Origin of the sequence: Micromonospora sp. WMMD714, assembly GCF_029581315.1 — a bacterium.
GTDB classification, from domain to species: Bacteria; Actinomycetota; Actinomycetes; order Mycobacteriales; family Micromonosporaceae; genus Micromonospora; species Micromonospora rifamycinica.
Genome location: NZ_CP120744.1, coordinates 3528886 through 3553957 on the forward strand (window position 1 = coordinate 3528886; position 25072 = coordinate 3553957).

21 protein-coding genes are annotated in these 25072 nt (G+C 73.6%); 13 read left to right on the forward strand and 8 right to left on the reverse strand.

The window, feature by feature from the left end; all coding sequences use genetic code 11:
- The first annotated feature begins 68 nt into the window (after window positions 1–68).
- A complete protein-coding gene (locus O7625_RS15705) occupies window positions 69–1802 on the forward strand; it encodes a DEAD/DEAH box helicase (RefSeq protein WP_282346728.1) in 1734 nt (577 codons plus the stop codon).
- 235 nt (window positions 1803–2037) lie between these two features.
- On the opposite strand, the gene O7625_RS15710 is transcribed toward O7625_RS15705, so the two are convergent.
- Both O7625_RS15710 and O7625_RS15715 read right to left on the reverse strand, forming a co-directional pair.
- On the reverse strand, window positions 2038–2271 hold the full coding sequence (locus O7625_RS15710; protein ID WP_067313888.1) for a hypothetical protein: 234 nt from the start codon (window positions 2269–2271) through the stop codon (window positions 2038–2040).
- 248 nt (window positions 2272–2519) lie between these two features.
- Window positions 2520–4121: an RNA polymerase sigma factor gene (locus tag O7625_RS15715; protein ID WP_282346729.1), complete on the reverse strand. Its 1602-nt coding sequence runs from the start codon at window positions 4119–4121 to the stop codon at window positions 2520–2522.
- A 473-nt stretch (window positions 4122–4594) separates the two neighbouring features.
- On the opposite strand from O7625_RS15715, the gene O7625_RS15720 reads away from it, so the two are divergent.
- The gene (locus tag O7625_RS15720; RefSeq protein WP_282346730.1) at window positions 4595–5416 is read left to right on the forward strand and encodes an inositol monophosphatase family protein; all 822 of its coding nucleotides are present in this window, start codon (window positions 4595–4597) and stop codon (window positions 5414–5416) included.
- 129 nt (window positions 5417–5545) lie between these two features.
- Here O7625_RS15720 and O7625_RS15725 read toward each other — a convergent pair whose 3' ends face one another.
- Window positions 5546–6061 (reverse strand): LytR C-terminal domain-containing protein, encoded by a 516-nt coding sequence (locus O7625_RS15725; protein ID WP_172898504.1) that lies wholly within the window; start codon window positions 6059–6061, stop codon window positions 5546–5548.
- Between the two features lie 431 nt (window positions 6062–6492).
- Between O7625_RS15725 and O7625_RS15730 the strand changes: the two genes are divergently transcribed.
- Window positions 6493–6789, forward strand: coding sequence for a DUF4193 domain-containing protein (locus O7625_RS15730; RefSeq protein ID WP_067315205.1), 297 nt, complete (start codon window positions 6493–6495; stop codon window positions 6787–6789).
- A gap of 432 nt (window positions 6790–7221) precedes the next feature.
- On the forward strand, window positions 7222–7959 hold the full coding sequence (locus O7625_RS15735) for a hypothetical protein (protein WP_089004298.1): 738 nt from the start codon (window positions 7222–7224) through the stop codon (window positions 7957–7959).
- Window positions 7960–8071: 112 nt separating this feature from the next.
- On the opposite strand, the gene O7625_RS15740 is transcribed toward O7625_RS15735, so the two are convergent.
- On the reverse strand, window positions 8072–8566 hold the full coding sequence (locus tag O7625_RS15740; RefSeq protein WP_067315201.1) for a DUF3093 domain-containing protein: 495 nt from the start codon (window positions 8564–8566) through the stop codon (window positions 8072–8074).
- Window positions 8567–8609: 43 nt separating this feature from the next.
- Between O7625_RS15740 and dut the strand changes: the two genes are divergently transcribed.
- From dut to O7625_RS15760, 4 genes are all read left to right on the forward strand, one after another.
- Window positions 8610–9176: a dUTP diphosphatase gene (dut, locus tag O7625_RS15745; RefSeq protein WP_282346733.1), complete on the forward strand. Its 567-nt coding sequence runs from the start codon at window positions 8610–8612 to the stop codon at window positions 9174–9176.
- Window positions 9177–9201: 25 nt separating this feature from the next.
- The gene (locus O7625_RS15750) at window positions 9202–9843 is read left to right on the forward strand and encodes a DUF3710 domain-containing protein (protein ID WP_067315211.1); all 642 of its coding nucleotides are present in this window, start codon (window positions 9202–9204) and stop codon (window positions 9841–9843) included.
- Window positions 9844–10094: 251 nt separating this feature from the next.
- Window positions 10095–10475, forward strand: a complete 381-nt coding sequence (locus O7625_RS15755; protein ID WP_067315225.1) for an OB-fold nucleic acid binding domain-containing protein — start codon at window positions 10095–10097, stop codon at window positions 10473–10475.
- Window positions 10472–11155 (forward strand): DUF3159 domain-containing protein, encoded by a 684-nt coding sequence (locus O7625_RS15760; protein ID WP_067315215.1) that lies wholly within the window; start codon window positions 10472–10474, stop codon window positions 11153–11155. The genes O7625_RS15755 and O7625_RS15760 overlap by 4 nt, the downstream gene beginning before the upstream one ends.
- A gap of 31 nt (window positions 11156–11186) precedes the next feature.
- On the opposite strand, the gene O7625_RS15765 is transcribed toward O7625_RS15760, so the two are convergent.
- On the reverse strand, window positions 11187–11876 hold the full coding sequence (locus tag O7625_RS15765; RefSeq protein ID WP_067315217.1) for a TrkA family potassium uptake protein: 690 nt from the start codon (window positions 11874–11876) through the stop codon (window positions 11187–11189).
- 2 nt (window positions 11877–11878) lie between these two features.
- Window positions 11879–12544 (reverse strand): TrkA family potassium uptake protein, encoded by a 666-nt coding sequence (locus tag O7625_RS15770; RefSeq protein WP_067315220.1) that lies wholly within the window; start codon window positions 12542–12544, stop codon window positions 11879–11881.
- Window positions 12545–12705: 161 nt separating this feature from the next.
- Here O7625_RS15770 and O7625_RS15775 point away from each other — a divergent pair, with 161 nt between their 5' ends.
- From O7625_RS15775 to dxs, 4 genes are all read left to right on the forward strand, one after another.
- A complete protein-coding gene (locus O7625_RS15775) occupies window positions 12706–14781 on the forward strand; it encodes an APC family permease (protein WP_282346737.1) in 2076 nt (691 codons plus the stop codon).
- Entirely contained in the window at window positions 14778–16139 is a 1362-nt protein-coding gene (locus O7625_RS15780) for a TRAM domain-containing protein (protein ID WP_282346738.1), read from the forward strand. Before O7625_RS15775 ends, O7625_RS15780 begins: the two co-directional genes overlap by 4 nt.
- Window positions 16140–16152: 13 nt before the next feature.
- Window positions 16153–17355, forward strand: a complete 1203-nt coding sequence (locus O7625_RS15785) for an anhydro-N-acetylmuramic acid kinase (RefSeq protein ID WP_282346739.1) — start codon at window positions 16153–16155, stop codon at window positions 17353–17355.
- Between the two features lie 74 nt (window positions 17356–17429).
- A complete protein-coding gene (dxs, locus tag O7625_RS15790) occupies window positions 17430–19385 on the forward strand; it encodes a 1-deoxy-D-xylulose-5-phosphate synthase (RefSeq protein ID WP_282346740.1) in 1956 nt (651 codons plus the stop codon).
- A gap of 293 nt (window positions 19386–19678) precedes the next feature.
- Here the strand turns inward: dxs and O7625_RS15795 are convergent, their stop codons facing one another.
- A complete protein-coding gene (locus tag O7625_RS15795; RefSeq protein WP_282346742.1) occupies window positions 19679–20875 on the reverse strand; it encodes a hypothetical protein in 1197 nt (398 codons plus the stop codon).
- 342 nt (window positions 20876–21217) lie between these two features.
- On the opposite strand from O7625_RS15795, the gene O7625_RS15800 reads away from it, so the two are divergent.
- Window positions 21218–23095 carry a hypothetical protein gene (locus tag O7625_RS15800; RefSeq protein ID WP_282346963.1) on the forward strand — a complete coding sequence of 626 codons (1878 nt, stop codon included), beginning with the start codon at window positions 21218–21220 and terminating at the stop codon, window positions 23093–23095.
- 67 nt (window positions 23096–23162) lie between these two features.
- On the opposite strand, the gene O7625_RS15805 is transcribed toward O7625_RS15800, so the two are convergent.
- Window positions 23163–25061, reverse strand: a complete 1899-nt coding sequence (locus O7625_RS15805) for a hypothetical protein (protein WP_282346964.1) — start codon at window positions 25059–25061, stop codon at window positions 23163–23165.
- Between the last annotated feature and the right edge of the window lie 11 nt (window positions 25062–25072).

Genomic DNA, 25072 nt, shown 5'->3' on the forward strand with positions numbered 1-25072 from the left:
TTTTCATGGGCGGCGGTACCGTGGCCCTCGGCCCGGATCCGCCTCGTGCGGTCGGAGAGGAGCCTCGGGTGGCACCCCGGTTGCCGGCGTTGGAGACGTTCCCACCCCTGCGGGCCTGGCAGCGCAAGGCGATGGTGGAGTACCTGCGCCGTCGTACCGAAGACTTCACCGCCGTCGCCACCCCCGGCGCCGGCAAGACCACCTTCGCCCTGCGGATCGCCGCCGAGCTGCTGGTCGACGGCACCGTCGAGGCGGTCACCGTGGTCGCCCCGACCGAGCACCTGAAGACCCAGTGGGCGCAGGCCGCCGCCCGGGTCGGCATCCAGCTCGACTCCGCGTTCCGCAACGCCGACCTGCACTCCGCCGCCGACTTCCACGGCGCGGTCGTCACCTACGCCCAGGTCGGGATGGCCCCGCAGGTGCACCGGCGGCGCACCATGACCCGCCGCACCCTGGTCATCCTCGACGAGATCCACCACGCCGGGGACTCCCGCTCCTGGGGCGACGGGGTCAAGAACGCGTTCGAGCCCGCGGTACGCCGGCTGATGCTCACCGGCACGCCGTTCCGCTCCGACGACAACCCGATCCCGTTCGTCAGCTACGAGCGCGGCGGCGACGGGCTGCTGCGGTCCCGCGCCGACTCGGTCTACGGCTACTCCGACGCGCTGCGCGACGGCGTCGTACGCCCGGTGCTGTTCCTGGCCTACTCGGGGGAGACCCGGTGGCGCACCAACGCCGGGGACGAGCTGGCGGCGCGGCTCGGCGAGCCGATGACCCAGGACCTGATCGCCCAGGCCTGGCGGACCGCCCTCGACCCGGCCGGGGACTGGATGCCGCAGGTGCTGCGGGCGGCCGACGCCCGGCTGACCGTGCTGCGCAACGCCGGGATGTCCGACGCCGGTGGATTGATCATCGCAAGCGACCAGCAGACCGCCCGCTCGTACGCCAAGCTCATCGAGCAGGTGACCGGTGAGAAGGCCACCGTGGTCCTCTCCGACGACCAGGGGGCGTCCGCCCGGATCGCGACGTTCGCGGCGTCCACCCAGCGGTGGCTGGTGGCGGTCCGGATGGTCTCCGAGGGCGTCGACATCCCCCGGCTGGCGGTCGGGGTGTACGCCACCAGCGCCAGCACCCCGCTCTACTTCGCCCAGGCCATCGGCCGGTTCGTCCGGGCCCGTCGCTCCGGCGAGACGGCCTCGGTCTTCGTGCCGAGCGTGCCGCACCTGCTCGGGCTGGCCAGCGAGATGGAGGCCGAGCGGGACCACGTGCTCGGCAAGCCCAAGGACCGGGAGGGCTTCGACGACGAGCTGCTGGAGCGCGCCCAGCGCGACGACCAGGCCAGTGGCGAGCTGGAGAAGCGGTTCACCGCGCTCTCCGCGACCGCCGAACTCGACCAGGTGATCTTCGACGGGGCGTCCTTCGGCACCGCCGCCCAGGCCGGTACCCCCGAGGAGGAGGAATATCTGGGGCTGCCCGGCCTGCTCACCGCCGACCAGGTCTCGCAGCTGCTGACCAAGCGCCAGGCCGACCAGCTCGCCGCGCAGCGCCGCCGGGCAGCCGTCCGGGCCGCTGAGCCGGCCGCTGCGGCCCCCGTCGCACCGCCGGTACCCCTGAGTGCCGCCCAGCGCCGGGTGGGCCTACGGCGTCAACTGAACGCCCTGGTGGCCGCCCGGCACCACCGCACCGGGCTACCCCACGGCAAGATCCACGCGGAACTCCGCCGGATCTGCGGTGGCCCCCCGAGCGCCCAGGCGACCATCGAGCAACTCGAAGAACGCATAGCCACCCTCCAGACCCTCTGACACCCCGCGCTGCCCTCCCCGCCCGCGCCCCCCGCCCCCGCGCTGTTCCCGCCCCGGTGATCAAGAGGTTTTGGTCACCGGATCACCGATTTCTGACCGAAATCTCTTGATCACCGGGGCCAGGGCAGAGCCGGCGGAGCCGGGGCCGGGCGGGGAGGGCGGGGGATGGACGAAAGCTGGCCGGAGGGATCCTGTGGATCCCTCCGGCCAGCTATGTCTCGTACGGGTACGGAATTCAGTTCGCCATCAGGTCGGCGCCACGCCAGGTGAACTCCGGGTCCGTCGCGAACTTGACCGTGATCTTCACGAGATCCTCGGCGTACTTGTTCGCGTGGTGCCCACAGAACACCAACTCGCTCCCACCCGCCAGAGTGATACGGAGCTTGCCGGCAGCATTGCAGCGGTCGCACCGTTCATCGGCGGCTGGGGGCGCCACCGTTGCGGGCGGCGGCGTGAGGGTCGGGGTCATCGCCTTCCTCCTCTGGTCGTCACCGATGAACACTCTCTTCGGTCGTTGCTCACTCATCGTGCAACACCCTTACCGGGCCCCGCCTTCCCAGTGTGCCCGCGGGGGACCGAGGTCACACCTGGCGGGAAGGACAGTGTGCCGTGCACCCAGGGTGCCACGTCAACGATCACAAACGCGTATTGGACCGCGTAGCTTCGGGTGTTCTACGGCTGGTGATCAAACCGACACTACGGGTTGACGTGACCGGCTCAGTCCAGGTAGTCCCGAAGCACCTGCGAACGGGACGGGTGTCGGAGTTTGGACATCGTCTTGGACTCGATCTGCCGGATCCGTTCCCGGGTCACCCCGTAGACCTGGCCGATCTCGTCGAGGGTGCGCGGTTGGCCGTCGGTCAGGCCGAACCGTAGCCGCACCACCCCCGCCTCCCGCTCGGAGAGCGTCTGGAGGACCTGCTGGAGCTGATCCTGCAGGAGGGAGAAGGAGACGGCGTCGACGGCGACGACGGCTTCCGAGTCCTCGATGAAGTCACCGAGCTGGCTGTCGCCCTCGTCGCCGATGGTCTGGTCGAGCGAGATCGGCTCCCGAGCGTACTGCTGGATCTCCAGCACCTTCTCGGGTGTGATGTCCATCTCCTTGGCCAGCTCCTCCGGGGTGGGCTCGCGGCCCAGGTCCTGGAGCAGCTCGCGCTGGATCCGGCCGAGCTTGTTGATCACCTCGACCATGTGCACCGGGATGCGGATGGTGCGGGCCTGGTCGGCCATCGCCCGGGTGATCGCCTGCCGGATCCACCAGGTGGCGTAGGTGGAGAACTTGTAGCCCTTGGTGTAGTCGAACTTCTCGACCGCGCGGATCAGGCCGAGGTTGCCCTCCTGGATCAGGTCGAGGAAGGCCATCCCGCGCCCGGTGTACCGCTTGGCCAGCGAGACGACCAGCCGGAGGTTCGCCTCCAGCAGGTGGTTCTTGGCGCGCTCACCGTCCCGGGAGATCCAGAGCAGGTCACGCTGCATGTCGCGGGTGAGCTTCTCCTCGCCCTCGTCGGCGGCCCGCAGCCGCTCGGCCGAGTAGAGGCCGGCCTCGATCCGCTTGGCCAGCTCGACCTCCTGCTCGGCGTTGAGCAGCGGGACCTTGCCGATCTGCTTGAGGTACGCCCGGACCGAGTCGGCTGAGGCGGTGAGCTCGGCGTCCCGCCGGGCCTGCTTGAGCGCCTCGGACTCCTCGTCGTCCCACTCGAAGTCGTTGTCGGTGGCGGACGCTGCGGCGTCGGTCTCGGCGGCCCGGGTCAGCTCGGCCGGCTCCTCGACCACCACGTCCTCGATCTCGGCGGCCAGCTGCTCGGGGTCGATCTCCCCCTCGGCGCCCTCGCCCTTGGGCTTGGTGGCGGCCTTGCCGGCGTCGGCGACGGTCGTCTTGGTGGCCCGGGTGGACTTCGTCGCCTTGGCGGCTGGTGCGACGGCCTTGGCGGCCACCCCGGCGGGGGTGGCGGCCTTGCGTGGGGCCGCCTTGCGCGGAGCCGGCGCGGTGGACTCCTCGGCGGCGGGGGCCTGCTTGGGGGCCGGTGTGGCGGCCTTCTTGGTGGTCTTGGCGGTGGTGGCCCGCGAGGCCGGTGTGGCCGAGCGGGCGGCGGCCACCCGGCGGGGGCGGGTGCTGGCGGAGCCGTCGACCACCACGGTCACGCCCGCCTCGGAGAGCGCCCGCAGGATCTTCTTGGCCTGGGCCGGGGTCACCTCGGCGGTCTCGACGGTGCGCGCGAGCTGGGCCGACGTCAACTGGCCGCCGGCGCTCTGGGCGTGGGCGATCAGGGTGTCGGTGAGCGAGCGAACGTCGGCGCCGGGCTGGCGGGGTTCTGTCACGAATGACCTTCCGGAGGCGAAGAGCGAGCACGGCCGGGGTCGTCCGGCGCAGCGTGGCGTGCCGTGCCGTGCGATGTCGTTGAGTGACCCCCGTGTCCCGGTCCGGCTGTGCGGCGGCGGTCCGTGGCGCGTGGGCAGGGTGAATTGTAACCCCGGTTGCCGCGATCATCCTGCGGCGCACGGCAACCGGTCGTCTGTACCGCCGTTTCGGGAGTTATGTCGGTTTTGTGGTTATCTTACCCGCCCGGTGGTCGTCGACCCGTCCAGCCGGTCCGTGGACACGTCGGGACCTGGCGGGACGCGCGTCGCGCGGCCTGTGCGGCGCGTGCCTATGCTGTCCGGGCGAGATCGACGACGTGGATCCGTTGGGCGTGTCGCGCCCGCTTCGGCGGGGACGCCGGCTCGGCGTACCCCGGGGATCTCCGTCCGGTACGTCCGGTGCGCGCAGCTCGTGTGCGAAAGGGGCAGCTTCCATGACCGGTTCCGTGCCGACCTCCCGGGAACTGCTGGAGATCGCGATCGGGGTGGCCCGGGACGCGGCCGGCACCGCGGCCCGGATGCGGGCCGAGGGGGTCTCCGTCGCGGCGACCAAGAGCACCGCCACCGACGTGGTCACCGCCGCCGACCGGGCGGTGGAGCGGCAGGTCCTGGAGGCCCTGCGCGCGGTCCGTCCGCAGGACGTGGTGCTCGGCGAGGAGTACGGCGGCGCGGCGGCCGGGTCGGTCGCGGCGGGCGTGGTCCGGTGGATCGTCGACCCGATCGACGGGACGGTGAACTACCTGTACGGGCTCCCGTACTGCGCGGTCTCGCTGGCCGCCGAGGTGGACGGGAAGGTGGTCGCCGGGGTGGTCCGCAACGTGGCGACCGGCGAGGAGTGGACCGCCACCGCGGGCGGCGGAGCCTGGCGGGACGGCGAACGGCTGCGCTGCTCCACTGAGGTCGACCTGGGGCAGGCGCTGGTCGCCACCGGGTTCGGCTACGACCCCCGCCGCCGGCTGCACCAGGCCCGGGTGATCGCCGACCTGATCGCGGACGTCCGGGACATCCGGCGGATGGGGGCGGCGGCGCTGGATCTCTGCCTGGCCGCCGAGGGGCGGGTCGACGCCTACTACGAGAAGGGGCTGGCCGCCTGGGACCTGGCTGCCGGGGGACTCGTCGCGGCGGAGGCCGGGCTGCGGGTGACCGGGCTGAACGGCCTGCCGCCCGGCCCCGACCTGGTCATCGCGGCCCCGCCGGCGCTGTTCGCGGCGCTGCACACCCGGCTGGCCGCCCTGGACGCCTCCGGCGGCCCCTGACCACGCGACCCGGCCGCGCCGCCGGTTACCGGTCCTCGATCGGCCCTGCTCGACCGCGCCGCCGGTTCTCGATCGGCCCGGCCGGGCTGCCGGCCAGCCGGTTCCCGGCCGGCGCGACCGCGCTGCCGGTTACCGGTCCTCGGCCGGCATCGGGCAGGAGCCCTCCGGGGCGACCGGCGCTCCCAGGTCGCCGAGGGACTGGTTGACCTCGGTGGTGGTGGCCAGCTGCTGGAAACCGTCGCCCAGCACCACGTCGACCGTGTCGTCCTGGCGCTTGGCGTCGTAGTCGCGTTCGGCGTTGTTGAGGAAGAACGCCCGCAGCAGGTGCGCGGAGCCGACCCCCTTGGGGCCGAAGCGCAGCAGCGCCACGCCCTCGAAGTGCGCGCCGTTGCCCTGCTTCTTGACCTGGAACTTCCGGTTGCGGAAGTCGTCCGCCACGCTGCCTGCCAGGCCCGGCTCGTTGGTGCCGTTGAGGATGTTGATCTTGACATCCTTGTAGTTGCGCAGCGCCAGGTCGGCCAGCGGCCAGCCCTCCGGGCACCCCCGGGCGTTGGCCCCGCTGCCCTGGGTGTCGCGGACCACGGCGACCACGACGAAGACCAGGGCGACGAGCGCCAGCAGGCCGACGACAACGAGTGCTCGCACTCGCGCAAAGCTCATCTGGGTGCTCCCGGACGGTGGGTGGTGGCGGCGAACGTCGGCGGCGGGCGGCGTCGTCGGCCGTCGAGTACGCCGCTGAGGTTAACGGTTGTCCGACGGACGCGTGGAAACAGTCCGACATGCCGGCGCGGCGACCGGGAACGGGGTACTACTACCCCTATCTTCGTGTCGCCTGAGTCACATTGGGAACATCTTGGGGCGCTGGGGCGTACATCTCTGCCGCGAGGGCGGTATACATGCCTCGCCTGGGGGAGGGGTAAGGTACCGCGCTCGTCGGTGCTCGCCCCCGAGGGCCTCGATCCGGAGGCCGTCGGGTCGGGCGACCGACAACATTGGTGGCCGGCCAGTGGGAACCGAAACAGCGTCGTCCGGCGTTACAACCGGAAGCGACAACATCGATATGGGAGAGTGAACCGATGGCCACCGACTACGACGCCCCGCGTCGCGACGAGGTCGACCTCGGCGAGGACAGCCTGGAAGAGCTCAAGGCCCGGCGGGTCGACTCACAGTCGGGCGCCGTGGACGTCGACGAGGCCGAGGTGGCCGAGAGCTTCGAGCTGCCCGGCGCTGACCTGGCCGACGAGGAGCTGACCGTGAAGGTCCTCCCGATGCAGCAGGACGAGTTCCGGTGCGGACGCTGCTTCCTGGTGCACCACCGCAGCCAGCTGGCGGTCGAGCGCAACGGCGATCTGATCTGCCGAGAGTGCGTCTGAGCACCTGCGTCCGAGTAACCACCACACCCGGCGGCGGCCTCCTCGGGGGGCCGCCGCTGCCGGAGCCGCCGTGCGGACCCGGCGGGTTGCTGCTTGACTCGTGGTAGGAGTCCACCAGAGCGGTGGGAGCCGCGGGAGGGCAGGCGGATGAACGAGCACGGCGAGCGGCACGGCGGGTCCGACCCGGACGGTCCGGTGTCCGGAGCCGGGCCGTCCGACAGTGGCACCCCGGCCGTCGCGGGCAGTGGTGCCCCGGAAGCGGCCGCGCGCCCCGCTGACGTCCTCCGTGCGGACGTCGCGGCCCCGGACCCGTCCGCGGGTGCCGAGGCGGCCCGGGTGGGCACAGGTGGCCGCACAGGCACCCCGGACGCCGCCTCCGGGACCGCGGAACGGGAGGACGAGGCGGAACCGGCCGACCGTAGCGGTGACGAACTGGGCGCGACGGTGGCGGCGCTGACCGCCGACGACCTCGCGCCGGCCCGCCGCCGGCAACTGCTCACCCGGCTGGTCGGGCAGGCCCGCAGCCGAGGGCTCGCCGACCTGTTCAAGCCGAGGGCGGCGCTGCGCTGGATGACCGACGCGGTGGCCGACGTCGCGCCGCACATCCCGGTGCGGGACCTGGCGACGCTGCGGCGGCACTTCCCCGGGCTGGACGACGAGGCGCTCGCCGACCGGCTGGTGCGCAACGCCACCCGGGCCACCGCCGGGGTGGGCGCGGCCGGTGGCGGGGTCGCCGCGGTGGAGTGGACGGTCGCCCCGACCCTGCTCTCCGCGCCGGTGCTGCTCGCCGCCGAGACGGTGGCCGTGGTGTCGATCGAGCTGAAACTGATCGGCGAGCTGCACGAGATCTACGGAGCGCCGCTGCCGACCGGCGGAACCCCGCGGACCGTCGCCCTGGTCCAGTCCTGGGCCAGCCAGCGGGGCATCAACCCGATGGTCCCGGGCGTCGGGGTGAGCGCGGTGCTCGGCACCGCCGCCCGCAAGGAGCTGCGGGACACCCTGCTCAAGCGGTTCGGCCGCAACCTGACCACGTTGGGGCCGTTCCTCACCGGGGCGGCCGTGGCCAGCTACCTGAACCGCCGGGCCACCCGGACCCTCGCCGATCAACTCCGCCGCGACCTGCGCCGGCAACGCCGGGAGCTGCCCGGCGGCGGCACCGCCCTGCCCTGACGCCGCCCCCACCGCCCCGCCGTGTCGGCCGCGCCTCCAGGTCGGGGTGGCGTGCTCGGGCCGGGGTGCCGTGCTCAGGCCGGGGTGCCGTGCTCAGGCCGGGGTGGTGTGCTCAGGCGGTGTCGCGGGCGGCCAGCAGGGCGGCGGCCAGCTCGGTCGGCCGGCGGGAACTCACCACCCAGAACGGGGTCGGATCGTCCGGATCGTCGAGCACCACCTGCACCGCGCCGCCGATCCACGGCCGCTGCACCACGAAGGCCAGCGGGTCCGCGCCCACCCCGAGCACCTCGCGCCGGCCCTCGGCGTCGAGCGGGACCGCGTCGGCGACGTACCGCACCGGTAGCCGGGCGTCGTCCACCCGCAGCTCGGCGTCGTCGACCGCGACCCGGACCCGGCCCAGCCACCACAGCCCGGCCAGGGTGGCCGGCAGCAGCAGCACGAAGGGCAGCCAGGCCCGGACCCCGCCGGCCCCCATCCAGACCTCGGCGGCGGCGAGCCCGGCCAGGGCCGCCCCGGCCAGCCAGCACCACCACGGCAGGCCGAGCCGCTCGGAGTACGCCGCCGCGCCGGGGGACCTCGGCGACGACGGGGAAGGCGACAGGCTCACACCTGGCAGGGTACGGAACCCGAGGGGCGGTCGACCCGGCAGGATGGCGGGAGCACCCCGCGAACGTCGACGGAAGAGGCAGCCCGTGACCCATGTCGTACCCGTGCCCGCGCGGCAGCTCGACCCGGAGCTGCCGCTACCCGCGTACGCCCATCCCGGCGACGCCGGCGCGGACCTGGTGGCCGCCGCGGACGTCGAGCTGCCCCCGGGCGGCCGGGCACTGGTCCCCACCGGCGTGGCGCTGGCCCTGCCGGAGGGCTACGTCGGCCTGGTCCACCCGCGCTCGGGGCTGGCCGCCAGGCTCGGCGTGACGGTGCTCAACGCGCCCGGTACGGTCGACGCCGGTTACCGGGGTGAGATTCTGGTCAACCTGATCAACCATGATCGGGACGTACCGGCGAAGATCTCCCGTGGCGATCGCATCGCGCAGCTCGTTGTCCAGCGGGTGGAGCGGGTCGATTTCCAGCCGGTGGCAGCGCTGCCCGAGTCCCGACGGGGAGCCGGCGGGCACGGTTCGACCGGTGGCCACGCCGGGCTGGTGCCCCCGCCCGGCGGTCCGACCGGGGACGACCACCGGGCGGGCGAACGGACGGAAGAGGTGGCAGGGTGAGTGCGAACAGCGGAGGGTGGGCGCAGTGATCTTCTCCCGAAAGCGGGCCGACGGCGGGCGGCACGCCCGTGACCAGCGGGCCGACGTCCTCGACTCGTACGAGGCGGCGGGCCCGCCCCGAGGGCCGTACGACCTGTCCGAGGCACCGGACGACGTGCAGCGGCTCGACCTGGGCAGCCTGCACATCCCGGCGGTGCCCGGGGTCGAGGTGCGGGTGCAGGCCGACCCGCAGGGCGTCGTCCAGCAGGTGGTGCTGGTGCACGGGGAGAACGCCCTCCAGCTCGGCGTCTTCGCCGCCCCCCGGTCCGAGGGCATCTGGGACGAGGTCCGCGAGGAGATCCGGCAGTCGCTGGTCGGTGACGGCGCGACCGTGCAGGAGAGCCAGGGCGAGTACGGTGTCGAGCTGCACGCCCGGGTGCGGACCCCGGACGGCCCCACCGACCTGCGTTTCGTCGGCGTCGACGGGCCGCGCTGGATGGTCCGGGGCGTCTACCAGGGTGCCGCCGCCACCGACCCGGCCGCCGCCGGCCCGCTCGCCACCTGCCTGGACGGCCTGGTCGTCGACCGGGGCCAGGAGGCGAAGCCGGTCCGCGAGCCGCTGCCGCTGCGGCTGCCCCGGGAGATGGCCGAGCAGGCCGGAGAAGGCGCCACCCCCGGCGAGGCCTGACCGCGCGCGTCCGGGCCGGACGGCGCGTCACCGCGGTGACGCGCCGTCCGGCCCGGCCTGCCGTCCGCACCCCCTCGGCCGGTCCGCTGTCCGACCCCGCCGGCCCGGCCGGTGCCCCGGTCCGTCGGCGCGGACAGCACCGCATCGACCTGATCGGGCCGGACCGGCGTACGCTGGCGGCACGGCCCCGTCCCGGGGCCGGGGCAGCACCGGTGCCGACCGGTCAGCGTGGAGAGGGTGACGCGGAGGTCATGTCGACCGACGAGAGCCGGCTGTCGCTGCGGGACATCCTGCGCCGGTTCACCGCCAGCGAGGCCGAGATCGAGGCCCAGGAGCTGCGCCGGGAGAGTGCCGAGTCCGGCGGTGTGCTGGCCCGGCAGTGCATGCGGGGGCAGGTGGTCTCGGTCGCCGGGCGGCTCCGCACGGTGGTCTACACGCCGCGCACCAACCTGCCCACCCTCGAGGCGGACCTGTACGACGGCAGTGACGTGGTCACCCTGGTCTGGCTGGGTCGGCGGCACATCGCCGGCATCGAGCCGGGCCGGCACCTGACCGCACGGGGCCGGGTGGCCGTCCGGGACGACCGCAAGGTCATCTACAACCCGTACTACGAGCTGGAGTCGCCGAAGTGACGACGGGACAGCCCCCGGCCACCGAGCCGCAGACCACCCCGGCGGACGACGAACAACTGCCCAGCATGGCCGAGCAGATGGCCGAGCAGCTGGGTGGCTGGCGCGGGCTGGTCGAGTCCAGCATCCCGGTGGTGGTGTTCGTCCTGGCCAACGTGCTGGGCGAGCTGCGGCCGGCGGTGATCGCCTCGATCGGGGTGGCCGTGCTGATCGCGGTGGCCCGGCTGGTGCAGCGTCGTCCGGTCCGGCACGCGGTCAACGGGCTCTTCGGTGTCGCGATCGGCGCGGCCATCGCCTGGCGTACGGGGGACGAGCGGGACTTCTACCTCCCGGGCATCCTGTACGGGATCGGCTACGGCATCGTCCTGCTGCTCTCGGCGGCGATCCGGCAGCCCCTGGTGGGGTGGATCTGGTCGGTGCTGGTGGCCAAGGGACGCTCCGAGTGGCGCGACAATCCCCGGCTGGTACGCACCTTCACCCAGCTCACCGTGCTCTGGGGGGTGGTGTGGCTGGCCAAGGTCGGGGTGCAGGCCGGGCTCTACCTGGCCCACCAGGACACCGCGCTGGGGGTGGCCCGGCTCGCCCTCGGCTATCCGCCGTACGCGCTACTGCTGCTGATCACGGTCTGGACGGTGCGGCGGGTGACCCGGGAACCGGCCACCCCGCCGCTGTCCGCCCCCTGAGACCCGGGGCCGGCCCGTCACCTCCGGCGGCTCAGCCGGTGGCCCGGGTCCGTTCCACGCTGTCTGGGCCGAGGATGACCCCGCGTACCTCGTCCTCCACCTCGGCGGTGCACACGAAGATCAGCTCGTCGCCGGCCTCGATCGGGTCGTCGGGGCTGGGTACCAGCACCCGCTTGCCGCGCAGGATCGCCACCAGCGCGGCGTCCCGGGGGATCGGCACGGCGTGGATCGGCTGGCCGACGTAGGGCGCGCTCGGCGGCAGGGTGATCTCCACCAGGTTCGCCTCGCCCTGCCGGAACGTCATCAGCCGGACCAGGTCGCCGACGGTGACCGCCTCCTCGACCAGCGCGGCCATCACCCGGGGCTTGCTGACCGCCACGTCGACGCCCCACTGCTCGGTGAAGAGCCACTCGTTCTCGGCCCGGTTGACCCGGGCCACCACCCGGGGCACCGCGAACTCGGTCTTGGCCAGCAGGGACACCACCAGGTTGACCTTGTCGTCACCGGTGGCGGCGACCACCACGTCGCAGCCCGCGACGTTCGCCTCCTCCAGACTGGCCAGCTCGCAGGCGTCCGCCAGCACCCAGTCGGCGGTGGGCACCCGGTCGGGGCGCAGCATCCGGGGCTGCCGTTCGATCAGCATCACCTGGTGGCCGTTGTCGATCAGCTCCTGGGCGATCGACCGGCCCACGTTGCCGGCACCCGCGATGGCGATCCGCATGCTCAGTGCCCTCCTTCGGGCGGCGTCGCGGCCACCGCGGTGACCGGGGCGGCGATGTCGTCGGTGACCAGCACGTAGAGCTGGTCACCCTCCTGCACGACGCTGGACGCGGTGGGCAGCATGCCGATGCCGAACCGGGTCAGGTACGCCACCCGGGTGCCGGCCGCCTCCTCCAGCTGGCGCAGCGGCCGACCGATCCAGTCCTTGTGCACCGGCACCTCGATGATCGACACGGTGCTGGTCGGATCCCGGAAGATCTCCACGTTGCCCTCGGGGACCAGGTGGCGCAGCATCCGGTCGGCCGTCCAGCGCACGGTGGCGACGGTGGGGATGCCGAGCCGCTCGTAGACCTGGGCCCGGCGCTGGTCGTAGATCCGGGCCGCGACCCGGGAGACACCGAACGTCTCGCGGGCCAACCGGGCCGAGATGATGTTGGAGTTATCGCCGCTGGACACGGCGGCGAAGGCGTCCGCCCGCTCGATGCCGGCCTGGCGCAGCACCTCGCCGTCGAAGCCGGCGCCGGTGACGGTGATCCCGGCGAAGTCGGGGCCGAGGCGGCGGAACGCGTCGGCGTCCTGGTCGATCACCGCCACCGAGTGCCCCCGGGACTCCAGGCTGTAGGCCAGCGTCGAGCCGACCCGCCCACAGCCCATGATCACGACGTGCACGGTGTCCCTCCCATGGTGCGCCTGCCTGCCGGCGACTGTCGTCTGCGAGCCTGCCACGTCCGCCCCGCCGCCGGGGGACCGAACCGTACCGCGCCGGGGCGTGGGAACGGGACCAGGCACCCCCCGGCGGCCACCATCCGGTGGTCGTACCCTTAGCGCTTGTGGCCAGTCCCACCTCGCTGCTGAAGCGACTCCTCGTCGGTCGACCGTTCCGGTCCGACCGGCTCCAGCACACCCTGCTGCCCAAGCGCATCGCCCTGCCGGTCTTCGCCTCCGACGCCCTGTCCAGCGTCGCGTACGCCCCGGACGAGATCCTGCTTACCCTCTCCATCGCCGGGGCGTCGGCGTTCCTGTTCTCCCCGTGGATCGCCCTCGCGGTGGTCGTGGTCATGCTGACCGTGGTGGCCAGCTACCGGCAGAACGTGCACGCCTACCCCTCCGGCGGCGGCGACTACGAGGTGGCCACGGTCAACCTCGGCCCCCGCGCCGGGCTGGCGGTGGCCAGCGCGCTGCTGGTCGACTACGTGCTGACCGTCGCCGTGTCGGTCTCCTCCGGGGTGGCCAACCTCGGCTCGGTGGTGCCCTTCGTGGCCACCCACAAGGTGCTGATCGCGGTGACCGCGGTGGTGCTGCTGACCGCGATGAACCTGCGCGGGCTGCGCGAGTCCGGCACCGCGTTCGCCATCCCGACGTACGGCTTCGTGATCGTCATCGGCGGGATGATCCTCACCGGACTGGTCCGGTACTTCGTCCTCGGTGACGACCTGCGCGCCCCCAGCGCCGGGCTGGAGATCCAGGCGGAGCACAGCGTCACCGGCTTCGCGCTGGTCTTCCTGCTGCTGCGCACCTTCTCCTCCGGCTGCGCCGCGCTGACCGGGGTCGAGGCGATCTCCAACGGGGTGCCGGCGTTCAAGGCCCCGAAGAGCCGCAACGCGGCCACCACCCTGCTGCTGCTCGGCAGCATCTCGGTGGCCATGCTGGTCGGCATCATCTGGCTGGCCCGGCTGACCGGCCTCCAGTTCGTCGAGGACCCGAACACCCAGATCCTCTCCGGCCCCGACGGGTACGTGCAGAAGACCGTCACCGCCCAGCTCGGCGAGACCGTCTTCGGCGGCGGGTCGGTGCTGCTCTACGTGGTCGCCGGGATGACCGCGCTGATCCTCTTCCTGGCCGCGAACACCGCGTTCAACGGGTTCCCGGTGCTCGGCTCGATCCTCGCCCAGGACCGCTACCTGCCCCGGCAGCTGCACACCCGGGGCGACCGGCTGGCCTTCTCCAACGGCATCGTCTTCCTCGCCGTCTTCGCGATCGTGCTGATCGTCGGCTTCCAGGCCGAGGTGACCCGGCTGATCCAGCTCTACATCGTCGGCGTCTTCGTCTCGTTCACGCTCTCCCAGGCCGGCATGATCCGGCACTGGAACCGGCACCTGCGCACCGAGCGGGATCCGGAGGCCCGCCGCCGGATGTTCCGCTCCCGGGCGATCAACGCGTTCGGCATGGCGATGACCGGCACCGTGCTGGTCATCGTGCTGCTCACCAAGTTCCTGCTCGGCGCATGGATCGCCATCGCCGCGATGGCGGTGATCTACCTGCTGATGCTGGCCATCCGCCGGCACTACGACCGGATCGCCGCCGAGCTGGAACCGACCGAGGTGCGCGGGGTGCTGCCCGCCCGCAACCACGCCATCGTGCTGGTCAGCAAGCTGCACCAACCGACCCTGCGGGCCATCGCGTACGCCCGCGCCACCCGGCCGGACACGCTCACCGCGGTCACCGTCAACGTGGACGAGAAGGACACCCGGCAGCTCCAACAGGAGTGGGAGCGGCGCGAACTGCCGGTGCCGCTGACCGTGGTCGACTCGCCGTACCGGGAGATCACCCGACCGATCCTGAACTTCGTGGCCAACACCCGCCGGGAGTCGCCCCGCGACGTGGTCACCGTCTTCATCCCCGAGTACGTCGTCGGCCACTGGTGGGAGAACCTGCTGCACAACCAGAGCGCGTTGCGGCTCAAGGGCCGGCTGCTCTTCGAGCCGGGCGTGATGGTGACCAGTGTGCCGTGGCAGTTGGCGTCCACCGCGACCAAGAACCTCGACCGGCTGGACGAGACGCTGAGCCGTACCCCCGCCCGGGGGCCACGGGTCGCGCCGCGCAGCACCCTGCCCCCGCCCGTGCCGCCGGTGGTCGTCCCCACCCCGCCCGCCGAGCCCGACCCGTCGTCCGGAGACCGCCCGTGACCGCTCGCCCCGGCCCCGCCCACCCCGTGACCACCGACCGTGCCGGGTTGGAGGAGGCCGAGCGGGTCGAGCTGACCGTCGACGCGGTCGCCCCGGGTGGGCACTGCGTGGCCCGGGTCGACGGCCAGGTGGTCTTCGTCCGGCACGCGCTGCCCGGTGAGCGGGTGGTCGCCGAGGTGACCGAGCTGCACCGGGGCTTCGCCCGCGCCGACGCCGTCGAGATCCGCACGGCGTCACCGGACCGGGTCACCCCGCCCTGTGCGTACGCCCGGCCGGGCGGGTGTGGTGGCTGCGACCTCCAGCACGTGACCCCGGCCGCCCAGCTCGACTGGAAGACGGCCGTGGTCCGCGAGCAGCTGACCCGCCTCGGTGGGCTCACCGACGCCGAGATCGACGGGCTGCGGGTCACCGTCCGGGCGCTGCCCGGCGGCCCGCTGGGCTGGCGGTCCCGGGTCCGGTACGCGGTCGACGCCGCCGGCCGGGCCGGGCTGCTCAAGCACCGCTCGCACGAGGTGGTGCCGATCGACCGCTGCCTGATCGCCCACCCGGCGATCCAGGCGCTGCCGGTGCTCGGGCAGCGCTGGCCGACGGCCGAGGCGGTGGCGACGGTCGCGTCGACCGGTGGCGACGTCGTCGTCACCACCCTCCCCGACGGGGTGTCCACCCGGCCCGACGCCCCGACCCACCCGGCGGCGCCCGACGCCCCGGTCCACCCGGCGGCTGCGGGCGACGGGCCGGTGTCGGCTGCGGCGCAACGGCCGGCGGCTCCGGGTGACGGGCCGGTGGCGGTGCGGGAGACCGCTGCCGGGCGGGACTGGACGGTGCCGGCCGGCGGGTTCTGGCAGGTGCACCCGGCCGCCGCCGACACCCTGGTCGACGCGGTCCTCGACCTGCTCGCCCCGCAGCCCGGCGAATCCGCCTGGGACCTGTACGGCGGGGCCGGCCTGTTCGCCGCCGCGCTCGCCGACCGGGTCGGCCCGCAGGCCCGGATCACTGTGGTCGAGTCCGCCGCCGAGGGGGTCGCCGCCGCCCGGCGGAACCTGGCCGACCTGTCCGGGGTCGAGGTGGTCGCCGCCCGGGTGGAGACCGCGCTGGCCCGCCGTCGGGTGACCGGCCCGGTCGACCTGGTGGTGCTCGACCCGCCGCGCACCGGTGCCGGCGCGGCCGTGGTCCGGCACCTGGTCGCCGCCACCCCCCGGGCGGTCGCCTACGTGGCCTGCGACCCGGCCGCGTTCGCCCGGGACGTGCACACCTTCGGCCAGGCCGGCTGGCGGCTCGCCGCGCTGCGCGGCTACGACCTGTTCCCGATGACCCGGCACGTCGAACTGGTCGGCCTGTTCCTGCCGCCGGCCCGCTGACCGACCCGGCGCGATGCGGATCGTCGGGTTGATGTCGGGCACCTCGTACGACGGGGTGGACGTGGTCGCCGCCGAGTTCACCGCCGTGGGGGAGACCCTGCGGATGCGTCCGTTGGGGCACCGGGAGTTGGGCTACGACGAGGGGTTGCGGGAACGGATCGGGGCGGTGCTGCCGCCGGGTCCGACCACGGTCGAGGCGGTCTGCCGGCTCGACAACGCCCTCGGTGAGGTGTTCGCCGAGGCCGCCGCGATCGGCGTCGAGCTGGCCGGCGGACGGGCCGACGTGGTCGTCTCACCCGGGCAGACCGTCTTCCACTGGGTCGACGGCGGCACCGTCCGGGGCACCCTCCAGCTCGGTGCGCCGGCCCGGGTCGCCGCCCGGGTGGGCGTACCCGTGCTGTCGGACCTGCGGTCGGCGGACGTCGCGGCCGGCGGGCAGGGCGCCCCGCTGGTCCCCGCCTTCGACGCCCTGCTGCTCGCCCCCGACGACCCGGCCGGGGCGCGCGGCGACCTGGGCGGGCGACCCGGCGGCGGGGTGCGGGCGGCGCTCAACCTGGGCGGCATCGCCAACCTCACCGTGGTCGCGCCGGGCGCACCCGTGCTCGGGTACGACGTCGGCCCGGCCAACGCCCTGCTCGACGCGGCGGCCCGCCGGTTCCTCGACCAGCCCTGCGACGTCGACGGGGTTCGGGCGGCGGCGGGCCGGGTGCACCCCGGGCTGCTGGCGCTGCTGCTCGCCGAGCCCTACTACGCGGCGGCACCGCCCAAGTCCACCGGCAAGGAGCTGTTCCACCCCGGCTACCTGGACGACCGGCTGGCGGCGCTCGCCGAGCCGGTCGCCCGCGACGACGTGTTCGCCACGGTGACCGAGCTGACCGCCCGGACGGTGGCCGCCGCCTGTGACGGGCACGGGGTGACCGAGGTGGTGGCGGCCGGTGGCGGGGTGCGCAACCCCACCCTGTGGGGCCGGCTGGCCGCCCTCGGGGCCGGTCGCTGGGAGCTGCGGACCACCGCCGAGCTGGGGGTGCCCACCCAGGCCAAGGAGGCGTACGCGTTCGCCCTGCTGGGGTGGTTGTCCTGGCACGGCCTGCCCGGCGCGGTGCCCTCGGTGACCGGTGCCCGGCGGGCCGCCGTGCTGGGGTCGTGGACCCCGTCGGGGCCGCCGCACGGGCCGGCCGGGTGGCCCCCACCGCGCCGGCTGGTGGTGCTCCGCTGAGGGATCCGGGGCCTCACCTGCGATGATCCATGGGCGGGCTGCGGAGTGTGCGGCGGCCGATAGACTCTCTCGTCATGAGTGTTGACGAGGACACGGCCAACCACGGTCGGCTACTGGGCACCGTCCGTGGTCCGCATGACGTCAAGCGGATGACCGGCGAACAGCTGGACATCCTCGCCGCCGAGATCCGTGACTTCCTGATCGCCAAGGTTTCCCGTACCGGCGGGCACGTCGGCCCCAACCTGGGTGTGGTGGAGCTGACCCTGGCCATGCACCGGGTCTTCGACTCCCCGCGCGACCGGCTCCTGTTCGACACCGGCCACCAGTCGTACGTACACAAGATCCTCACCGGCCGGCAGGACGGCTTCGACAGGCTCCGCCAGCGGGGCGGCCTCTCCGGCTACCCCAGCCAGGGCGAGAGCGAGCACGACCTGATCGAGAACTCGCACGCCTCCACCGCGCTGTCCTACGCCGACGGGCTGGCCAAGGCGTACGCCCTGCGCGGCGAGCAGCGCAGCGTGGTGGCCGTGGTCGGCGACGGCGCGCTCACCGGCGGCATGTGCTGGGAGGCGCTGAACAACATCGCCACCTCCGGCAACCGGCTGGTGATCGTGGTCAACGACAACGGCCGGTCCTACTCGCCGACCATCGGCGGCCTCGCCGACCACCTGTCGTCGCTGCGGCTCAACCCCGGCTACGAGAAGGTCCTCGACACGGTCAAGGACGCCCTCGGCAACACCCCCTTCGTCGGCAAGCCGATGTACGAGGTGCTGCACGCGGTGAAGAAGGGCATCAAGGACGCGGTCGCCCCGCAGGCGATGTTCGAGGACCTCGGCATCAAGTACGTCGGCCCGGTCGACGGGCACGACATCGCCGCCGTCGAGTCGGCGCTGCGCGCGGCCAAGAACTTCGGCGGCCCGGTGATCGTGCACGCGGTGACCCGCAAGGGCTACGGCTACCGTCCGGCCGAGGAGGACGAGGCGGACTGCCTGCACGGTCCGGGCGCGTTCGACGTCGAGACCGGCAAGCTGCTCGCCGCCCCGTCGGTGAAGTGGACCCAGGTCTTCGCCGACGAGCTGGTCGCCATCGCCGACGAGCGGCCCGACGTGGTGGGGATCACCGCCGCGATGGCCGAGCCGACCGGCATCGCCACCCTGGCCCGCAAGCACCCGAACCGGGTGTACGACGTGGGCATCGCCGAGCAGCACGCGGCCACCTCGGCGGCCGGCCTGGCGATGGGCGGCCTGCACCCGGTGGTGGCGGTCTACGCGACCTTCCTCAACCGCGCCTTCGACCAGGTCCTGCTGGACGTGGCGATGCACAAGCTGCCGGTGACCTTCGTGCTGGACCGGGCCGGCATCACCGGGCCGGACGGGCCGAGCCACTACGGCATCTGGGACATGTCGGTCTTCGGGGTGGTGCCGGGTCTGCGGATCGCCGCCCCCCGGGACTCCGCCAGCCTCCGGGAGGAGCTGCGCGAGGCGATCGCCGTCGACGACGGTCCCACCATCGTCCGGTTCCCCACCGGCACCGTCGCCGCCGACCTGCCGGCCATCCGCCGGGTCGGCCCGGTGGACGTGCTGGCCGAGTCGGCGCGTACCGACGTGCTGCTGGTGGCGGTGGGCGCCTTCGGGCTGCTCGGCATGGAGGTGGCGTCCCGGCTGGCCGAGCAGGGATACGGCGTGACCGTGGTCGACCCGCGCTGGGTGCGTCCGGTGCCGGCCGAGCTGGTCGAGCTGGCCGCCGGGCACCGCCTAGTGGTCACCGTCGAGGACGGCGTCCGGGTCGGCGGTGTCGGTGACGCGCTGGGTCAGGCGATGCGGGACGCCGACGTCCGGGTGCCGCTGCGCGACCTGGGCGTACCGGCCGACTGGCATCCGCACGGCACCCGCGCGCAGATCCTGACCGACCTGCGCCTGACCGCCCAGGACGTGGCCCGGGACGTCACCGGCTGGATCTCCGGCCTGGACGGCGACGCCACCTCGGTCGAGCCGGTCCGCCTGCCGGCCACCGACACCAGCCCGAACTGACCGGACCCACCCCCCCGACCGTTCCCTGAGGGCGGTCACGGCCCCGCCGTGACCGCCCTCACCCTTGCTCTCCCCCTCCCCCTCTCCCTCCCCCTCCTCCTCCCCTCCGCCGCGCCCCGCGCCCCCGCCCGGTGATCAAGAGGTTCAGCTCAGCGGAGAGCGGGTGGTTGGCCTGAACCTCTTGATCACCGGGGGTGGCACGGCGAGAGCCGAGGGCCGCGCGGGGAGAGCCGGGGCGGCGCGGCGCGCGGGGGGAGAAGCGGGGAGAGGGGAGCGAGCGGGGAGCGCGGGGGTCAGCGGCCGCCGGCGGAGCGGTAGTGGGTCTTCTCGGCGGTGGCGAGGCTGAAGGTCTGCCGGGCGGCGGGCATCGGGACCACGACCAGGCCCGGACGGTCCACCAGGCGGGGGGTGCCGGGCGGCACCGACAGGGAGGCGTCCCGGTTGCCCCGCCAGGTCAGCACCACCAGGGGCTGCCCCGGCACCGGCAGCACGTACGCCTGGAGCGGGTTGGACCGGTCGGCGGGGGAGACCACCGGGCTGCCCTCGCCCGCCGGCCGGTAGACGACCGCGGTCATCGTCCCCGCATCGGTCTCCCAGGTCAGTTGCTCCAGGTCGCCGGGGTCGTCGCCGCCGCCCAGCGTCATCTCGCCGACGGCCCGGACGGACACCTTCTCCATCGGCCACGACTCGGGGACCGAACGCGGCGCGTCCCGGTCACCGATCCGGCGCGGGATGCTCCCGAACGGCCCCTGCTCGTCGGCGAGCAGGCAGGTGTCCAGCCCGTCGAGGGCCCGCCGCCCGGACCCGGTCTCGTCCCGGACCAGCGGGTACCTCGGCTCGGCGGTCGCCGTACCCAGGTCGAGCAGTCGATCGGCGGCCCGCCCCCGGGGCAGCGACTCGGTGGCCCGCAGCGTCACCGTCACCGGCGCGGCCCGGCAGTCGGGCACCTTCACCGGGGCGGTGAGCCCGTCGGTCAGCATCAGGGCCCGGCCGTCCGGGCCGAGCAGCCGCTCCACCCGACCGGAGGTCAGGTAGCGCCGGCCGTCGGGCAGGAACAGCGGGAGCACGTCGGCGTAGACGAGGTAACCCGGGTCGGTGTACTCGCTGGCCCGGGTCACCTGGTAGGAGCCATCGTGGCCGGTGAGCTGGAGCAGCCAGGAGGCGCTCTCCCCGGGCACGTCGGCGGCGACCAGGGCGAGCGGGACGCCGTCGACCTCGCCCGACCAGAGGATGCCGGAGGACGGCAGGTGCACCCGGTCGTCGATCGGCGAGCGCCAGCCGAGCACCGCCGCGGTCACCGCCGCCGTCGCGGTGGCGTCTCCGGCGAGCGCGCCACGGGGCGGCCACACGGCCCGGGTGCCGTCCAGGCTGTCGTAGCCCACCCGCAGCTCCCGGGCCTGACGGTCGGCGACCGGGCCGCAGGCGGCGACGGCCAGCAGCAGACCGAGCAGCGCGGTGACCGTCGTGCCGCGACGGCGAACCGAAGCCATCTGTACGCCCCCGATCGCGTCGCCGTCGTTGTCGGAAACCCACATGGTACGCAACGCCCGGTGACGCCCCGCAGCCGTGCCCCCGACCACCACAAGGGACACCGAAGTGAATTTCGGACTATTTCCCGGCTCCGGTAGACTCCGCCGACTGTGACGTCTGCCGAGCCCCGTGGCGCCTCCGCACCGGCCCCCGACGACTCCGGGGGCTCCGCCCGCGGCACGACGGCCACCGCGACGGCGCCCCCACCCGTGACCCTGACCACCCCCGTCGACCTGCGCGCCAAGGGTGTGCCGGCCCCCGTGGACCGGACGGTCGAGGCGTCGCCGGCCGACGCGCCACCAGTGGGGGCACCGCCGCTCGGGGCGGCTCCACGGCGACCGGCCGTCGACGGCGGCCCGGCGGCGGTGGGCGTACCGGAGCGGGGGTCGGCGGACACGGAGGGTGACGGCGCGACGCCGGCCGGGTGGTGGCGGCGCTGGCGCTGGACTCCCCGCCGCAAGGACCTGGTGGTCTACGGGATCTTCCTGGTCGTCGCGCTCTGGGTGACCAGCCGGATCTGGGTCGACCCGGCCGGCCGGGTGGCCTCGCTCTACAGCAGCGACCCGGCGCAGGTGCAGTTCTTCCTGGCCCACTCGGTGCGGGTGGTGCTGCACGGGGAGTTCCCCTTCTACACCGACCAGTTCAACTACCCCGACGGCGTCAACCTGATGGCCAACACGGCGGTGCTGGCCCTGGGCATCCCGATGGTGCCGGTCACCCTGCTGTTCGGGCCGGCGGTGTCCTTCGTGGTGCTGGTCACCCTCGGCCTCGCCGGCACCGCCGCCGCCTGGTACCACGTGCTGTCCCGGCACCTGGTCCGCCGGCGGCTCGCCGCGGCGGTCGGCGGCTGGTTCTGCGGCTTCTCCCCGGCGATGCTCTCGCACGCCAACTGGCACCCCAACATCATCAGCCAGTTCCTGCTGCCGTTCATCGTGTGGCGGGTGATGGTGCTGACCCGCTCGACCCGGCCGCTGCGCGACGGTGTGCTGCTCGCCGTGCTGGTCACCGGCCAGGCCTTCATCAACGAGGAGATCCTGCTCTTCACCGCCCTGGCCTGCGGCGTCTTCCTGATCGCCATGGTGGCCCAGCGGCCGGCGCTCTGGTCGGCGGCGTGGCGTCCGCTGGCCAAGGGGCTGGCCGTGTGCGCGGTGCTGGCCGGGGCGCTGCTGGCGTACCCGCTCTACGTCCAGTTCGCCGGGCCGATGGCCTACCACGGGCTCAGCGACGCGGTGCAGGACTACGGCAACGACATCGCCGCCTTCTTCGCCCCCGGCTCGCCCACCTTCGGCGGCAACGAACGGGCCAATGTCAACCTGGCCCCGAACTACTCCGAGGAGAACGCCTTCTTCGGCTGGAGCCTGTCGCTGATCGCCGTCGGCATCGTGCTCTGGCTGCGCCGCGAACGCCTGGTCCGGGCGCTCGCCGTGACCGGCGCCTTCTTCGCGCTGCTCTCCCTCGGTGAGCAGATCTCCTGGTGGGGGCGGGACCTGGTGACCGGGCCGTGGGAGCTGCTGGTGCGGCTGCCGCTGCTGGACGCGGTGGTGCCCACCCGGTTCGCCCTGATCACCTCCGTGGTGATCGGCATGCTGCTGGCGCTGGCCGTGCAGCGGGCCTGGACGCTGCGCGGCGCGCAGTGGCGGCACGCCAAGACCGTCACGGTGGCCGCCCTGGTGCTGGCCCTGCTGCCGATCGTGCCGATGCCGCTGAAGGTGACCTCCCGCCCGCCGGTGCCGGACTTCATCACCGCCGACCGCTGGCGGGAGTACGTCGGCCCCGGGCAGACCCTGGTGCCGGTGCCGGTGCCCAGCATGGGCAACACCCACGGGATGCGCTGGGCGGCGGCCACCAACCTCGACTTCAAGATCCCGGGCGGCTACTTCCTCGCCCCGCGCAACGGCAACACCGGCGATCCGGGGCGGTTCGGCGGGCGGCCCAGCGGGATCGGGCAGCTGCTCGACGAGGTCGCCACCACCGGGCGGACCACCAAGCTGGACGACCGGCAGCGTCGGCGCAGCCTGGACGAGCTGCGGCACTGGAACGCCGCCGTGCTGGTGCTGCCGCTGCGCCAGCAGAACGCCGAGCCGCTGCGCCGGACCGTCGAGCAGCTCGTCGGCCCCGCCCGCCGGGAACTCGACGTCTGGGTGTGGGACGTCCGACCGCTGTCGGCCCGTACCGCCTGAGCCGTTGCGGCCCGACCCGGCTGGCCCACGGTCCGGCCGGGTCGGGCCGCGCGCCGGGTGGGGCGGATCAGTCGACCAGGGGGCGGACGTCCCAGAGCCAGACGTCGTCGACCCGTTGCGCCGGGCCGAGCAGGCCGGTCATCAGGTCCCGCAGCACCGCCTCGCGCGGGTGGGCGCCCAGCACCACCACCGACGCCCGCCAGAACCGCAGGTCCTCCAGCGCCTGTCGGCGGTTCTCCCCGGTCAGCTCGGGCACCGTGCCGGCGTCGATGGTGGCGTAGATCAGGGTGCTGGTGGGCCGGTTCGGCGCGCCGAAGACCCCCTCGCCCAGCTCGTTCGGGCCGATGAAGTAGCCGCCCGGCACCGGGAACTCGTGCCCGGTCAACGCGCTCCAGCGCAGCGTGGACAGGCCGTGCACGTTGCTCGGGATCGGCACCGGGACCAGGGTGCGCCCGGCCGGCACGTACGGTCGCCAGCCGCCGGCGGTGACGAAGTGCGGCGGCAGGTCGATGTGCTGCGCGGGCAGCGGGCGGGGGAACAGCGGCAGCACGGCGAGCGCGATCGCCGCGTACCCGACCGGCCGGACCCACCGGCGGCGGACCGCAGCGGCGGGCAGGGCGGTGGTGGTGCCGGGCGTGGCGGGCACGGGGGTGTTGGTGCCGGGCGTGGCGGTGTCGTCGGCGGCGGTGCGCGGTGCGGGCACCCGGGACCGGCCGACCGCGCCGACGGCGTCCCAGGCCAGCGCGAGCAGGACGCCGACCGCGCCGGTCACCACCAGGGTCAGCCGGGTGGGCATCATCATCTCGACCAGCGGCAGGTCGTCCGGGATGTACGCCCACGGGCCGTCCACGGTGGTCTCCACCCCGTTGAGCCGCACCTTCGGCCCGATCGCCGCCACGGTGAAGACCACCACCAGCACCCCGGCGACCCGGGCGGCCAGCGAGCGACGCCAGAGCAGCACCAGGGCGGCCAGTGTGACCAGCACCAGCGGCCAGCCGAACCAGGTGTTCTGCTCGGTCAGGCCGATGGTCTTCTCCACCGCCTCGTCCCCGGCCACGGTGTCCCGGGCGAAGGTGACGAACGCCATCAGGTCCTCGCCCCAGTTGTGGAACACCCCGCCCTGCAGGCCCCGGTAGGACTGCGGACCGTTGAACTGGTACCAGATCGGGTACGCGGTGAGCAGCAGCGCCAGCCCACCGCCCAGCCCCAGCGCGGCCAGGAAACCGCCGACCCGGGCACGGGCCTGGCGGGGGCGCTGCACCACGTACGCGGCCACCGCCACCAGGCAGGCCAGCGCGGTCAGCAGCAGCATCTCCTCGTTGATGAAGACCTGGTACGCCACCAGCAGGCCCAGCGCCACCCCGTCGCGGCGCCACCGGCCGGGTCGGCCCAGCCGCAGCACCCGGGCCACGATCACCGGCAGCAGGAAGTTGGAGACGAAGTTGGGCTGCCCGTTGGCGTGGTGCACGATGCCCGGGGCGAAACCGAGGAACGCGCCGCCGACGAACGCGCCGGCCCGCGACCGCACCAGGTGCCGGGAGAGCATCCAGTACGAGGTGGCCGCCGTCGCGGCGAGCGCCCCGCCCAGGTAGAGCGCGTAGGTCACCTGCGGGCCGAACAGCAGCGTGACCGGGGCCAGCGGGATGGTCATCCCCAGCAGCGAGGTGTTCGCCATCATGTTCACCCCGTCCGGGGCGTTCTGCCGGGCGCTGAACAGCGGGTTCTCCAGGTGCCGCACCGAGTACGCGCCATGGGTGAACAGCCACTCGAACCAGCTGTGGTCGGTCGGCAGGTGGGACGACACCCGGTGCTGCACGTCCACCCAGTAGTTCAGGCACACGAGAACGCCGATCAGCGCATAGGCTCCGATGGCGAGCACGTCGGCCCGGCCCGGCCGTCGGCGCGGCCGCTCCTGCGGTTCGACCGCGTCGGGCTCGACCGCGTCGGGCGCGGACGTCGGGTTCAACGAGGGATCTA

What these genes read in the sequence shown, in the direction of transcription:
- O7625_RS15730 (WP_067315205.1), top strand. Translation starts at nt 6,493, where the DNA reads ATGGCCACCGACTACGACGCCCCGCGTCGCGACGAGGTCGACCTCGGC.
- O7625_RS15765 (WP_067315217.1), bottom strand. Translation starts at nt 11,876, where the DNA reads ATGCGGATCGCCATCGCGGGTGCCGGCAACGTGGGCCGGTCGATCGCC.
- O7625_RS15785 (WP_282346739.1), top strand. Translation starts at nt 16,153, where the DNA reads ATGCGGATCGTCGGGTTGATGTCGGGCACCTCGTACGACGGGGTGGAC.
- O7625_RS15710 (WP_067313888.1), bottom strand. Translation starts at nt 2,271, where the DNA reads ATGACCCCGACCCTCACGCCGCCGCCCGCAACGGTGGCGCCCCCAGCC.
- dut (WP_282346733.1), top strand. Translation starts at nt 8,610, where the DNA reads ATGGCGGGAGCACCCCGCGAACGTCGACGGAAGAGGCAGCCCGTGACC.
- O7625_RS15755 (WP_067315225.1), top strand. Translation starts at nt 10,095, where the DNA reads ATGTCGACCGACGAGAGCCGGCTGTCGCTGCGGGACATCCTGCGCCGG.
- O7625_RS15720 (WP_282346730.1), top strand. Translation starts at nt 4,595, where the DNA reads ATGACCGGTTCCGTGCCGACCTCCCGGGAACTGCTGGAGATCGCGATC.
- dxs (WP_282346740.1), top strand. Translation starts at nt 17,430, where the DNA reads ATGAGTGTTGACGAGGACACGGCCAACCACGGTCGGCTACTGGGCACC.
- O7625_RS15795 (WP_282346742.1), bottom strand. Translation starts at nt 20,875, where the DNA reads ATGGCTTCGGTTCGCCGTCGCGGCACGACGGTCACCGCGCTGCTCGGT.